Source organism: Ferrimicrobium sp. (assembly GCF_027364955.1).
Taxonomy (GTDB): Bacteria; Actinomycetota; Acidimicrobiia; order Acidimicrobiales; family Acidimicrobiaceae; genus Ferrimicrobium.
Genome location: NZ_DAHXOI010000005.1, coordinates 85993 through 100385 on the forward strand (window position 1 = coordinate 85993; position 14393 = coordinate 100385).

Genomic DNA, 14393 nt, shown 5'->3' on the forward strand with positions numbered 1-14393 from the left:
CAATGGAAAGTTTCGGCCGATTCACCACACTCGTCGCTCCACTCGAGGAGTTCGTGGGGCCGCAGAGGCCGGCTATCACGTCGCAGAAGCCGATGCTGTAGTGCAGGTGGGCACCAAGGCCGCCCTCGCATGCGCTAGCACGCGAGGGCGGCAGACCCGGTGCCACCTCGCCACTCATTTTGCAGAGACCGCCCATCGAGAACAATGTACGGGTGGCCTTGAGCGCAATGAGGAAGAGGAACGTGGCTACTGGATGCAGTGGATGTGCGACAAGCACCACGCGTTCGAACCGGAGCGACCGGAATTGCGTGCAGGTCTCGTGGCAAATGGCTTCCCACCCTGATATGGCCGGCGACCAAGGTTGTTGCTGGCTCTGCTGAGGCCAGAGACAACTGATGGGTATGCTATGCGTATGGCACGCACCAACATCGACATCGATGACAAGGCCTGTGAGGAGGTGATGCGCCGCTACCACCTCACCACCAAACAAGATGCGGTAAATTTCGCTCTGCGCACTATCGCCTCGGACGCTCTTGACCTCGATGAGGCCCGTCGGTTGCGCGGGTCGGGGTGGGAGGGAGACCTTGAAGAGGAGCGTTCCAGCCGAGTCGGATGATCGTGGTTGACACCTCGGCCTGGATCGAGTTTTTGCGAGACACTGGTAGTACGAGCAATGAGAGGGTTACCGAGGTTTGTGGTCTAGCGATCGCTACCTGTGATCCGGTCCGTATAGAGGTCCCCGCGGGCGCGCGCAGCGAAGCTCATCTCCGGGCCCTTCGCGGCCTTCTCGCACGTGCCACCACTCTTCACACATCGCCCACCGACTACGAGAATGCCGCCGCGCTGTACCGGGGATGCCGCCGCGGCGGTGAGACCGTTCGTAAGTTGATCGACTGTCTCATCGCCGCCCACGCCGTTCGCGCCCGAATACCACTCCTCCATGTCGACGCTGATTTTGATGTGCTCGCGCGTCACACGCCGCTGATGCTCGATCGCGTCTGAAGGCATGGTGCCTTCGGACAAAGTCTTACGTCAACCAAAGGGCAAGGTCGAGGTGGACTCTTAAAGCAAGGTTGGCATGAACCGCCTCCGACTCAATGAATGTGTGCCAATTCTCATCGACCTAAGACAGCTAGGGCATGCACCACAAGCACCTCGACGGAGCAGGGACCTCCAAAGCGTTTTGCACTAGTCGGTAGCTCGTGGAGCAGAGGATCGAGCCACTGACCGAGACGAACTGGGAGGACTTCGCCTCCCTTTGCAGAGCCATGGGATCCAACCGTTCGTGCTGGTGTCTGTGGTGGCGCGAGGACGGAATTCGAGGTGAGGGCCCCGCTCGCTCGAGAGCACTACAGCTCGTCCGCACCTGTACGCATCCGATCGGCGCGCTCGCCTACGAAGGAACCCAACCGATCGGGTGGATAGCGGTTTCACCTCGTTCGGACTACCTTCGCCTCAACCGGACGAGGGACACCGCCCCAGATGGCCCTCTCGATGGAGTCTGGGCAGTGCCTTGTTTCTTCGTGCTACCTCCTTTTCGCGGCAAAGGTGTCAGCCGTCAACTCCTCACAGCCGCGCTTGCTATCGCACGCGCTCACGGCGCCGACGCTGTGGAGGGAGTCCCGGGAGATCCAGCCACTAAGGAACGGACGCCAGCGGCCTCCTATACCGGGACGGTCGCCATTTTCGCCGGAGCGGGCTTTCGCGAGGTCGCACGCAGAACCAAGAGTGGACGTGTAATCATGCGTCGCCAACTCGGTCATCCTCAAGGTGGGGATCCAGGTCGAGATGAGAGCTTATGAGTGTTTGGGAAAACTACTGAGCCACTATAGCGTTGTAGCGTTTCGCCCATCATCTGCGAGTCAGACACGTAGTTGGCACCCTTGTAATCGTCCAACCTGGCTTGCTGGTCCACTGCCAACCATGCACTGGCAGGTTACACTCGGACATGGGCGCCTAGCGTCCAGGACACTAGCGGACACCTTAAGATCTTTGCTGTTCTCGGCGACCACCGTCACATTACATCTAAGGTAGCTAGCGTGCCCAATGGATGAGATCGAAGAGTTAGCACCCATGGGCATATCCCGAATGCGGTTAGGAGATGAACGATGAGCAGCACTGCCCGGGAGCGGTTGGCCGCTCTGCTCGCCAACGGCGTGCAGAAGAGCAACTTTAGTGCAGGCCGGACGGCACCCACCGACGATCTGCACCTCGAGGTTCAGGGGGTCGGCACGATACAATTACCCGTGCCCCAGGCACAGGCCAGACTGCTCTGTGCGATCAGTCGGCCAGCCCGTTACGGACAAGGGGAGCGCACTCTCCTCGATAGGAGAGTGCGTGATACGTGGGAGGTTCCAAAGAGCCGGGTCAAGATCGATAAACGGCGCTGGCACCAGACGCTTGGCCCCGTCCTCGACCACTTCAAGTCAGCGCTTGGCTTTCCCGAAGGCAGCCAGCTTCGAGCCGAGTTCCACTCCATGCTTGTCTATGGACCTGGCCAGTTCTTCCTCCCCCACCAGGACTCCGAGAAGGATGACGCGATGGTGGGTTCACTCGTGGTCGGCCTACCCTCAGCATTCACCGGCGGCGCCCTGGAGGTCCACCAGGGAACAGAGACGGCTACCTACCGGGGGTCAAAGAAGGCTCTATCCTTTGTAGGCTTCTTCAGCGATTGCCAGCATGAGGTCAAGCCCGTCACCTCTGGGTACCGGGTGGTGCTCACCTATGACTTAATCGCTGTCAGCGAGACCCGCCAGCCGTCGGGCGAGGTGAACTCAGAGCTGATCGACAAGCTGGTTGGTTGTCTCGACGAGCACTTCGGTACTCCAAGCGCCCCGGAGCACCTGGTGTACCTCCTCGACCATCAGTACACTCCACGTGCCTTGAGTTGGTCACGCCTAAAAGGTATCGATGGTCGGTCGGCGACATTGCTTGAGGCTGCCGCTGAGCGTGCTGACTACGAAGTGGTACTGGCCTTAGCCGACGTGCACGAGACGTGGAGCACCGATGAGTCCGAACCGCCCTCTCACTGGTATCGACACTCCGACTATGGGGATGATGACGATGAGTACGACGATGAAGACCACGATGTCCAAGAGCTCATCGAGTCCGAGATCACCCTTCACACATGGATCGATCCGAGCGGTGCTAGCGAAAGTGACCTCTCACTATCGGTTGGCGACGACGAGGTTTGTGCCAGCACTCCATCAGATAGCTTGGAGCCATACTCGTCTGAGTACGAGGGTTACATGGGGAACTGGGGCAATACCCTTGATCGTTGGTACCACCGAGGAGCGATCGTACTGTGGCCCCGTCAACGCGCGTTCATCGTGCGAGCTCAGGCGTCACCGGGCTGGGCGCTCGATACCCTCATCGCACAGATCCACACGGGCGACCTCGAGGGTGCCCAGAACATGGCCGCCACACTTGCTCCGTTCTGGGATCGAGAGGTGAGCCGGGCACAATCACCCGACTTGATCGCAGGCGCCTTATCCGTTGCCCGCCTGATTGCGGAACCGGAGTTGGCCGCCGCGCTCCTTAGACCGTTCCGCCTTGAGATGCTCAGCCACACCCACGCCAAGACTCTGAGTGCGCTCTCGGAGAGCTATGGCGAGGCTTGGATGAGTGCACTTGTGGCGCAGTGGTCGCTGCCGCAACGGTACTACTACGCATCGACAAAGAAGAACACTGAAACGTGGATCGCTGAGCTACCCCAACTCTGCGGCGCTCTCGCCCAGACGGGAGGCTCCGGTGGTGAAGTAGCCCGACTGCTGCTCGTAGCCGCCAAGAACTGGACGCGAGAGAGTATCGAGTCGGCGCTCATGGGATCCTCCCCTAGCCGACGAAGACAGCACCTATCCGACCTGGGAGTCCCGGTCGCCGGCGTGCTACAGGGTGCAGGTCTCGTCCGTGCCGATGCCGTCAGCGACGAGCTGATCGGCCTCGTGTGCTCAGGAGGCGATAGGTTGTTGGACTGCGCGATAGCCGTCCTGCGAACCACTCCACCAACCGAGTGGGAGGCGACTGGACTCGAACTCGTCAAGGCCCACGTCCGCTACACCCTGACCGACCTCCTCGCTCGTAGCCAACGACGCGACGATGACTGGTCGATCCTACTGCCGCCTGGGTGCACGTGCGAGCTCTGCTCCAAGCTTGCGACCTTCCTAGCCGATCCCGCCACAACCCAGCTTGAATGGCCACTCCGCCAGGACGGCAGAGCCCACATGCATCACCGTATCGACGCCTCTGAACTGCCGGTAACCCACCAGACCCGGCGGACTGGTCGTCCCTACACCCTGGTATTGACGAAGACCGGCGCCCTGTTCGAGCGCGAGCGCGAAGAACGGCAGCGCTTTGAGACCGAGCTGGCGTGGCTCGATGGGAGTTCTTGGGTCAATGACGCGGAGTGATCGGCACTGGGTTACGTGAGCGTTCAGAAGCCGGCAGGTGAACCAAGACTGCCCGCTCCAAGAGGACCGCTTCTGCCCAGCTGGCGATGATCGCCCTGGATCCTCTTCGTTTCCCCGGGCCTTATACGAAGAGGGTCACTGGTTGCTGGGGGATTCGATCGTCTCGCATCTGAACATTGGGACCAAGTAGCGGAGTATCCATAGCATTCATGACCAGCGACCTTCCACGATCGACAACCGGACGGTGCACCAGGTCGCCATTTCTTACCTATCACTCCTTACATATAACCTATACCCTTACAATATGGTACAGTAAGGATATGGAACTAGCAGCAAAGGTCACGGCCAAAGGTCAGGTAACCATCCCCGTTGCCGTTCGGCGCGCGCTTGACCTCAATGTGGGCGACGAGGTGATATTCGAAGTGGATACTGAGGTAGGTGAGCCTCATGCCCAAATTCGCAAAGCGGCTGACTTCATGGCCTTGGCCGGTTCAGTGCCTGTCCCAGATGAATGGGTCGGCGCTGATTGGCCGACCCTCCGGGCAGCGGCGTGGGTCCAGCAGGCCGAACACCAGCTCAACCCCAACTCATGAGCGAGGCTCTTGATGCGAAGGTCGTGCTTCGCCACTTCACCGGCCAGCCCGCCGAGATGGCTACAAGGGCCACGAATGCCCTAGTCAACGCCCCACCTCGCAGTCTTGTGCTTGCCGATCTCACTGTGGCTGAGATCGTCTACGTCCTACAGGGTCCTTATGCACGACCGAGGAACGAGATAGCCCGCCTCGTTGAAGCAACCTTGTCCCTGGGATCGGTGGTCGTCGACAATGAAACACTCCTACGGCGCACCTTGGAGCACTACGAACAGCGGAAGCTGGACTGGCCTGACGCGTACCTAGTCGCGCTCGTAGAGCTCCGCCACCTCGACGGTCTCGTCAGCTTTGATCGTTTCGACACCAAGATAGCGGATCTTCTCGTGACAAGACGAGAGCCATAAGCGTGCGTGGAGCTTCGGTACCGGGTTCCGTCCATCCAGCCAGACGCTTGATGGAACCAGCTCCAACGAGTAATAGTCTCCATCTCGCCCAGCCCATGAAAATGCTCTCAAAGGGGCGGGCCGGAGTACAGCTCCTGCAGGTACTCTATGGATGAGGGTAAAGGTCAGATTAGAGTGAAGGTCGTGAAGTTGGCCGTTTGGAGTGTATGACAGACGATGGGAGTGCAACTCCACACTCTCGATACTCTCCTGTCGGCAGCCACTTGGCGCACTCTCAAACGGGGCCCACTTCGTCACCTACTCGCCTCCTCTCTCAAACGTTAGCGAACAAGGATTCGATCTCTCATGATGGATCTCGTAGAGAACCACGACCAGCCTCACTCCCAACCAGCAGCCCCCAGAAAACAGGGATCCGCGCAGGACCCCCATGCGGATCAAACCAACGATTCTCCGGGTGTGCGAGACTACGGGAGCAGTGGTGAACCGCCCTCTTCTCTTCGTGACGGCGAACAGTTCTCGCTAGAGGCAACCTCTGTTGTCGGACCCGCCGACATCGGCTTGTCTGATGACCAGATAGGCCGCCTCGACGCATATCGCTACCTCGCAGTGCCTGACAGAACCCTCTATCTGTCCATCATGCGTCAATTTACTTCGGTGTTGCTCGCTGAATGGTCCGCTCAAGACGTCACAGAGCGTCTCGCCCACGACGGGATTCGAGTCGAATCTGAAACCGTCGAAGCAAAGCTTCGTCAGCTGGCCACCTGGGGCAACCTCCTTCCATCACCCAGAGAGGTTCGTGTAACGAGCATTGCCGAATACCACCGACAAGCGGCACGTTACCAGGTATCAAAACTGGGAACCGCGATTCAGCGCGACGTCGACGCGATTTTGGCCGCCGCTGAGGGTGCGCGAGAGGTATCCCGAGAGCTGCTCAACCTGATCGCTCGTGGTATCGACGAGCTGGCCTCTCTCTTGGCCTACGGCGCCCAGAACGTCCAAGGCGTGGAGGTTGCCGAGAAGGTCTCGACTCTGTTCCTCCAGTTTGGTGACTTTGCGGCATCCATCAATGACTTCTATGCCTATGTATTTTCAGTGGTGTCCCGCTTTGACTTGAACGATGATGAGTTCAACGGATTCAAGGGACTCCTCCTTGACTATTTGGAGACCGTCGTTGGAGAAGTGACCCTCTATACCCCCGCCATCGAGGAGGCACTCAAGCGGCTCTGGCCCAATGTCGACTCGCTCCTCGGGGTGCTCGATGAGCACAGCGCTGACTTCCGCGCCCTTGAGAACGCCAAACAGGGCGGGGTCGGGAAGGCTCGCGGGCGCAGCAAAGGCGACTGGGAAGAGCTACGGGCCTGGTTCTCTGAGGGTGGCTCCGCGTCGGGGGCTTACCAGCTTCGCTCCGCCGCTAATCGGGCACTGTCTGCGCTACTCGTGAATCTCAAGCGTATCAACGCTACCACAAGCAGCGCCGCCTCCCATCGGCGCGACCTGTTGAAGCTAGCCACTTGGTTCCGTGATTCCACCACCGCTGAAGCTCACATTTTGTACAATGCAGCCTTTGCGATATACGGGGCCCGACATCTCGGTATCCCAATCGGTGAGGACGGTTCAGTCGACCCCGATCAGGTGCCTGCAACGACGTCCTGGTGGCAAGCGCCGAGAGCACCGGTCCCGGTGAGTCTCCGAGATCGCGGAGACCGGACCCCACGCGGTCGTGCGGCCCAACCTGTCATCCACAGAGCACAGAAACAAGCCCTCCTCGCTGACCACGTAAGATCCCTCCGGGCACGTGAGGCTGCCTGTCATGAACTGGCTGCGGCGGCAACAAGACTCGAGGATGTCTGTCTTAGCGGTGATGCCATGGCCGTACTTGTAGAGTTGTTCGGATCCGCTCTGGCCACAGGAGACTTGAAGCTCGATTCAGAGCACCCGTCGTTCTCCTACGGGAAAGGTATCGCAGCCGATACGGGCCTTGAGCTCATCGTTCGTCCCCACATCAACCACAGGACTACCGTACATGCTATGACGGGAAGCCTGACATTTATCGACCTCGACCTAGAACTCACTGCTGTTCAGGGATCTGGTGGACCCGAACGAGAGGCCGCACACCAATGATGTTCGTCGATTCGACCGCCACCGCCGAGCGCCAGGTGGGTGCGCGCACACTCCTCGCCCATCCACTTGTGCTCGCGCAGGGGCCACTCGCCGAGGAGTTCCGGCTCATCCGTAAGCATGCAGACTGGCTCATCGAGCAGTACCATCAGTTATTCGGTTACCGCCTCGTCGTGGAGACTAGCTTCGCACGGCTCTATAAGGCGGCTCTTGGTGATGCGAGTCGGCCCGGGATCCGTTCTGGCTCACCAAACCCGATGACGCCGAGAGCATACAGCTATGTCGCCCTCATCATCGCCGTCCTCCTGACATCGCGAGAGCAACTACTTCTCTCGGGTCTTGTCACTGACCTCCGAACGGCGGCCGCAGAGACAGAAATAGCGCTCGATGACAGCATAGGTGAGCGACGGGCTCTCGTCTCAGCGCTACGGCTCCTCGTCGATTGGGGTGTCCTCATTGAGGACGAGAACTCGGTGACCGGATACACCGAGGAGGGCCCTGACGTGCTCCTGACTGTGCGACGGGACCTCGTGCGCCACCTGGTCGCAGGCCCTCTGCGCCAAGCAGAGAGTCCAGCAGATCTCATCGAGCGCGCGGGGTCGGCTCTTGTCGGCGGTCCGCGCCATCGCGTACGGCGCAAGCTTGTGGAGACGCCGGTCGTCTATCGAACTGACTTAGATGACGAGGAACGAGCATGGATGAGTCAAAACCAGCGGCGAGAGGAGACCGTTCTCGGCGACTTCCTCGGCGCCACGCTCGAGATCCGCGCCGAAGGAGTAGCCCTCTTTCACCCCGAGATCACCGACCGTGAATTTCCCGGTAACGGGACGGTAGCACAGGCGGCTCTCCTGACGGTCGCCGAACTCGCCACGCGTCTGTGCCCATCGCCGGTCCCCAATCCACGTAACGCTCTTGTGGTGAGCGTTCCGATCCCCGATGGACTCCTTGAGGAGGTGCTCGATGGCTATGTCGAGCGTCATCACCGTAGGTGGGGTCAAGCCTGGGTCGCAGATACCGTCGCCCTCGCGTCAGAGGTGCGCCGACTACTCAAGGATATGCACCTCATAGCGCCGGTGGATTCGGGTAGTATCTCGGTAGGCGGCGATGACGCAGTTCGAGACTGGGTACTCCTCGCAGCTGCTGCTCGCTACGTCGCCAATGAATCCGTCATCGTTCCCAGTAAGACCATCGGCGACCTTTTCGGAGGAACGCAATGAGCCTCTTTGTAGACGACTCAGAACCATTGGAGTTAGTGTCAATGCCTGTCGAACGGATCGGCCGGTTCGTCCTTCATCGTGCCGGGATTCGCAACGTGTGGCAGTACGACGATGTCTCCCTTCTCTTCTCAGGTGGCCGGATGCTGTTGCGGGGCAAGAATGGGGCGGGAAAGTCCAAGGCGATGGAGATGCTGCTCCCCTTCCTCTTGGACGGCGACACCCGTGCTCTCGATTGTGTCAGGAAGGACCGCACCTCGCTGTTTTGGCTCATGACCGATGGACGAGAGCCGGGCAATCACATCGGCTACATGTGGCTCGAGCTCCGGGCCGTCGATACTGCGGGGAATGAGGAGTTTCGGACACTGGGCTGCGGGGTAAAAGCCTCGTCAGCGGCTCGTAAGCATACCGTATGGTTCTTCATCTCCAACAAGCGCGTCGATGACGGCATTGCCCTGGACGATGAATCCGGCATGTTAGAACAGGAGGCCTTTCGGCTCCAGCTCGAACCCGAGGAGTTCTTCACCACGACAGTATCGTATGCCCGCCGCGTAGCGACGGAGCTCTTCGGCATCGACGATGATGCTCGTTATCGCAACCTCTGTCATCTGCTCTACGAGTTACGACGACCAAGCGTAGGCGAGAACATCGAGGCGGGACAACACACCAAGGTTCTCACGGAGGCGCTTCCTCCACTCGATGACGACTTAATCGCAGGTGTAGCCCAGAACTTCGACGACCTCACCAAGATCCGGGAGGATCTCGCGCGTGCCGAAAGAACCGAACGTGCCCTCGCTACGTTCCTCGACTCCTACCGCGACTACGCACGCGGGGTTCTGCGCCACCGCGCACAACTCGTCATCGATGCGGCGAACGAGGCAAAGGCCACGCAACGCAACCTCAAAAGCGCCGAAGGAGAGGCCCAACGAGCGCGTCAGTCCGCCGAGACCGCGCAGGATCGGGTCGACCGACTCGACACCCAGGCCCACGATGCCCAAAACGAACTGCAAGTTCTGCTGACCTCTCCGGCCTATCAGCACTTGCAGTCAATCAATGACCGCAAGCAGCGGGTTGATGCCTATCTGAGCGCTGCCACGGCCGCCGAAAATGCCGCCGACCTCGCTCGCAACCACGCCGAGCAGGAGGCCGATACGGTCACCGTGAGCGCAGCCAACGTCGACCACGAAGCAACCCAGACGCGCGCCACCCGTCGTGCACTCGAACCGCTAGCGGTATCCGCTGGTATCGACGTCAACCTTCTCGCTGAACCAGTCACAATCACCGAAGTCCATCGCCCACTCGGGCCAAAGGTCACTACGCCCCAGCCGACCGATTCAGCACCTCGCACCATCGATATCGGAGTAGTCGAGTCTGCGATTCAAAGATACGAAGCCGATCTCAAGACCCTCGCCAGCCATTGCCACCACCGCTCCACGATCCTTGGCACACTCATCAAAGATGCCGAGCAGGTGGAGCACCTTGACACGGTCGCGACGACGGCCGAAGCTGCCGCCGCAAGCGCCCAAAGGCAACTCGAACGAGCGAGCCTCGCCGAGAACCAGGCAGCTGCCACCGCGGCTGACCAGGACCGCCGCTGGCGTCACCAGGTGAGCCTTTGGCTCGACCAGGCAAGGGTTGTGTGTGATGGTACCGATTGGAGCACCGTCGGCGCCTACTCCGAATTCGATGCAGGGCTTCTTCTGACCGCAGATGAGGTCGACTCGCTTCCCGGCAAGGTCGAACAACTCCTTGCCCCGAGTCACCAAGGTGTGGAGGCGGCCCTGATGGAGGCTACCTTCGCCAAACGAGATGCAGACGCTGCCCTTGCCGCTCTTGAAACCCAGCTCGCCCAAGTAGAGGCCCGCACCGAAAAGCTCCCGGAACCGTCACCGTATCGGGCGCTATCTCGTGATCCCAACACTGGCATCCCGTTCTACGCGGCCGTTGAGTTTACCACCGACGTCGATCAGGCCACCGCGGCTGGTATCGAGGCGGCCCTCCAGGCAAGTGGGTTACTCGATGGCTGGGTGAGCACCGAGGGGATGCTTCGCAGCGCGACGACCGAGGACCTTCTTCTCACTCCGTCACCTCTCCCGGCCGGAGCAACGCCGCTTAGTTCGGTTCTTACCCCTGCCACGCCGCCCGACAGCGCCGTGGAGTCCACGACAATCAGTGCGCTCCTCACTAGCATCGCAGTCAGCTCGCACCCTGAGGCCTCTTCTTGGGTTGATGGTAAAGGACGATGGCGTCTTGGAGTAGCAACTGGAGCTTGGCATAAAGACCAGGTTGAGTTCATAGGCGTGACCGCTCGTCGCCAAGCCCGCGAACGTGAACTCGCCCACATCAACACCCAAATCTTGGAGGCACAGTCCGAGGTCACCAAGGCCCGTGACGCGAGAGAAGCTGTCATTAACCGACGAGATGAGCTCACCCGACTTCGCCATGATCTTCCCGGTGCACGCGAGCTTGTCGAGGCCCTCAACAGGCTAGCCACGCTTGGCATGATCACCGCTCAGCACCGAAGCGAGTCCGAGGAGATGCGCAACGCTGCCGAACAGGCACGAGACGTCGAGACGCGTGCTCGTCGTCACCTTAGCGAACAGGCAACCCGTTTCGGCATGCCAAAGGAGCTCTCCACACTTGGGGAGTTGCGCAGTGCGGTGTCTCTCTTCACGCAACGCGTGCACACTGCCCTCGGCGATGCTGAGCGCATCACTCGTGCGTTAGCGTCCCACCACAAGGCGATTGAGTCATGGCAGCGGGCATCCGATGAACACCAACGACTTGCAACCACTGCAGCCCAGGAGCGCCTTCGCTACCATAACGAGGCCGCGCAACTCGCTACCCTCGAGGATGCTGTCGGCGAGAGGGCCCAAGAGGTCCAAGCCAAGATCAACCAAGCCCAAGCACTTCTTGACGAGGCCGAGCGCAGTCTGCCTTGGGCTCGCAAGGAGCTCACGGGTCTACAACAGGATCGAGCCCTTGCCGACGATCGTGTCAACAGACTCCATATCGCGGTCGATGAGGCAGACAGGACCATCCAGAACGCGGCTACCAGCCTCGATCGGATTCTCACCACCCCTGGACTCTCACTGGCGGCATTCGGAACCGAAGGGGTCGAGCTCACGACCCCACCTGAGGACAGCATCCGCCCGGGCCAGCAGTTGGATGCATACGCCAAGAAGATCATTGACGCTGCGACGGGGGGCTCAGAGGTGAGCGAGGGGAGCATACTGAGGCGCTACGAAACGCTGTCCGGCGACAGCGGGATAGCGGCCGGGTACGAGGCGACCCAGGACGAGACCGACGATGGTATCAAGGTCTTCGAGATCCAGGATGACACCGGCCGCCAACCCATCGCCGTGGTGGCCCAGCGCCTCACCAAGGAGGTGGCCGAGGCTAAATCCCGCCTGACGGTTCGCCAGCAAGAGGTGTTTCAGCGCTTCCTGCTGAGTGAACTAGGTGAACATCTGCGTCGACAACTCCTCGATGCTGACACCCTCTGTGCAGCGATGAACGAATCGCTGGCCAAAGTGCGTACATCGCACGGCCTTGGCGTCAGACTCGACTGGCACCTCAGAGAGGATGCGCCTCCAGAGGCACTCGATGCAATCCCAATGTTGCGCGAAGCCCCCGCTATTCGTGGAGAGGATAAAAACCAGCAGTTGGCGAGGCTTCTCGGCTCTCTTATCGATGCCGCACGAGAAGCTGATCCAAGCGCGAGCTACGAAGTTCACCTTCATACTGCACTCGACTATCGCAACTGGCACACCTTTGCCATCAAAGTCATCGATGCGGCTCATCCGCGTCGCGAACGCAACCTCTCGAACCGTCTTGCCGTGAGCCAAGGGGAGCAACGAGTGCTGGCCTACCTGACACTGTTCTCTGCGGCTTCTGCCTACTTCGACTCGCTGAAGAAACGCAGCCCACGAGCGCCGCGGCTCATCCTCCTCGACGACGCCTTTGCCAAGGTCGATGAACCGACCCACGGACTCCTGCTCGGGTTACTCCTCGAACTCGACCTGGACTTCATCATCACCAGCGAGCGTGTAACCGGTTGTGTTCCTGGCATCAGTTTGGAGATCTATGAGTGCCTTCGCGACGCTCGCACCCCGGGGGTCGCTCTCGTGCATACCCACTGGGACGGTGAGCGAGCCACCCTCGAGGTCACCTGACCATGACCCAGAGACCTACTCCTGTCTTAGCTCCCGCTACCGAAAAGCTCCTCCGTTCAGACGGTCTTCGAAGGTTGTGGGGGCCAGCTCGGGGTCGGCTTGAGCAGAACGGCCTCATCCCAAAGGGGATTCTCGTCATAGACGACCTCAATGATCGCGAACGTGGCGATCTGTCTGGGCTGCTCGGGCGGCGGATCACCGGCACGAGGGTCCGCGTCGACCTAGCCAGCCTTGACGATACACTACGGGCGAGCGCGGCCCAGCGCGGCCTTGCCGACGTCCTCGAACTCCTGGACGGACCCCTCACGGACAGAAAAGCGCTGCGACTTGACGCACAGACGGCCAGGAACCTGCGCGCTAGTGGCACACTTGCTGCAGCAATCAGCGAGGGATTGAGCGCTCATGCTTGGTGTGATGCGTGGCTCGAGTCGGTCAGACCTCTCCTTTCCCGTCTTGATCCCCATAGCGCTGATGCCTGTGCACGGGAAGCGGCTCGCACTCTCGGGATGCTTCCCTTTCTCTCCTCGGAGGGCTACTCCGAGATTGCCCGGAACGACTTAGCGGTTCATATCACTGGCTCAGCACATGGCCTGGACGACGACACCACGCTCTCTGCCATGGTGTTACGGGGTGTCGCCGCGGCCAAGGGAATCGGGATACCGACTTCAGCGATGGAGCGCAGGGCACTGTGGCGCGAGGCCGGAGTGATCACCGACAGCGTATCGAGCACCGTCCTCACCCTTGGACTTCGCCCCCTCGGCCCAGGCAAACGCGAGAGTGAGATGCGCGACCGTGCAGACGATTCTCTTGAGACTCACCTCACCGCCCGTGATCTGTCGAGGATACTGTGGAGACTGGCACCCAATACGACCGTCTACGTATGCGAAAACCCAAGAATCGTTGAGGCGGCCTCGGATGCAAGATCTCAGGCAGCAGTAGTCTGCACCTTCGGCAACCCCAATTCGGTCGTCTTGGATCTCCTCTCGCACCTTCATGGTGCCGGTGCAGCATTTCGATACCATGGCGACTTCGATTGGCCGGGTATCGCCATTGCCAATCGGGTCATCGCCCACATAGGTGCTATCTCATGGCAAATGGGCTCCACCGACTATCTGGCCGCGGCCGCGTCTGCCACTGGAGAGCTTCCGCCACTGACGGGCAAGCCGATATCTGCTAGCTGGGATTTGGCACTTCAACAGGCAATGTTGGAGGTGGGTCGAGTGGTCCACGAAGAACTCGTACTTGACAGGCTCCTCGCGGACCTTGTCTCCTGAGGTTTCGGACGGCGTTGTCGCAACCCTAGTAGCTGTCATGGCGATCTCGACGTTGTAGTTTGGGCAACTGGGTGGACAGCTCGGTGTTTCCATCGCGCCACTCGCTGCAAGTTGCATCCCAGATGGAACTCATTGTTTGGTAGATTGTAGATCATGGCGATTGAGTAAACCACCCCGGGTTTACTGGAGACTCCTACTCTTGAGAGGAT

10 protein-coding genes are annotated in these 14393 nt (G+C 60.1%); all 10 read left to right on the top strand.

The genetic code is table 11. From position 1 onward, the window contains the following. The first annotated feature begins 412 nt into the window (after positions 1 to 412). The 10 genes from M7Q83_RS05000 (at position 413) to M7Q83_RS05045 (ending at position 14184) form a co-directional block, all read left to right on the top strand. A complete protein-coding gene (locus tag M7Q83_RS05000; RefSeq protein WP_298336002.1) occupies positions 413 to 616 on the top strand; it encodes a type II toxin-antitoxin system VapB family antitoxin in 204 nt (67 codons plus the stop codon). Beyond that, on the top strand, positions 613 to 1002 hold the full coding sequence (locus M7Q83_RS05005) for a PIN domain nuclease (RefSeq protein ID WP_298336004.1): 390 nt from the start codon (positions 613 to 615) through the stop codon (positions 1000 to 1002). The genes M7Q83_RS05000 and M7Q83_RS05005 overlap by 4 nt, the downstream gene beginning before the upstream one ends. A 200-nt stretch (positions 1003 to 1202) precedes the next feature. Next, positions 1203 to 1802, top strand: a complete 600-nt coding sequence (locus tag M7Q83_RS05010; protein ID WP_298336006.1) for a GNAT family N-acetyltransferase — start codon at positions 1203 to 1205, stop codon at positions 1800 to 1802. Positions 1803 to 2108: 306 nt separating this feature from the next. Further along, positions 2109 to 4409: a 2OG-Fe(II) oxygenase gene (locus M7Q83_RS05015; protein WP_298336008.1), complete on the top strand. Its 2301-nt coding sequence runs from the start codon at positions 2109 to 2111 to the stop codon at positions 4407 to 4409. Between the two features lie 320 nt (positions 4410 to 4729). Further along, a complete protein-coding gene (locus M7Q83_RS05020; RefSeq protein ID WP_298336010.1) occupies positions 4730 to 5002 on the top strand; it encodes an AbrB/MazE/SpoVT family DNA-binding domain-containing protein in 273 nt (90 codons plus the stop codon). Then, positions 4999 to 5403, top strand: coding sequence for a PIN domain-containing protein (locus M7Q83_RS05025; RefSeq protein WP_298336012.1), 405 nt, complete (start codon positions 4999 to 5001; stop codon positions 5401 to 5403). The genes M7Q83_RS05020 and M7Q83_RS05025 overlap by 4 nt, the downstream gene beginning before the upstream one ends. Before the next feature lie 345 nt (positions 5404 to 5748). Further along, the gene (locus M7Q83_RS05030) at positions 5749 to 7524 is read left to right on the top strand and encodes a TIGR02677 family protein (RefSeq protein WP_298336014.1); all 1776 of its coding nucleotides are present in this window, start codon (positions 5749 to 5751) and stop codon (positions 7522 to 7524) included. After that, positions 7521 to 8738 carry a TIGR02678 family protein gene (locus tag M7Q83_RS05035; protein WP_298336016.1) on the top strand — a complete coding sequence of 406 codons (1218 nt, stop codon included), beginning with the start codon at positions 7521 to 7523 and terminating at the stop codon, positions 8736 to 8738. The genes M7Q83_RS05030 and M7Q83_RS05035 overlap by 4 nt, the downstream gene beginning before the upstream one ends. After that, complete coding sequence (locus M7Q83_RS05040) at positions 8735 to 12910, top strand: TIGR02680 family protein (RefSeq protein ID WP_298336017.1); 4176 nt, start codon at positions 8735 to 8737, stop codon at positions 12908 to 12910. The genes M7Q83_RS05035 and M7Q83_RS05040 overlap by 4 nt, the downstream gene beginning before the upstream one ends. Positions 12911 to 12912: 2 nt before the next feature. Next, positions 12913 to 14184, top strand: a complete 1272-nt coding sequence (locus tag M7Q83_RS05045) for a TIGR02679 family protein (RefSeq protein ID WP_298336019.1) — start codon at positions 12913 to 12915, stop codon at positions 14182 to 14184. The last annotated feature ends 209 nt before the right edge of the window (positions 14185 to 14393 follow it).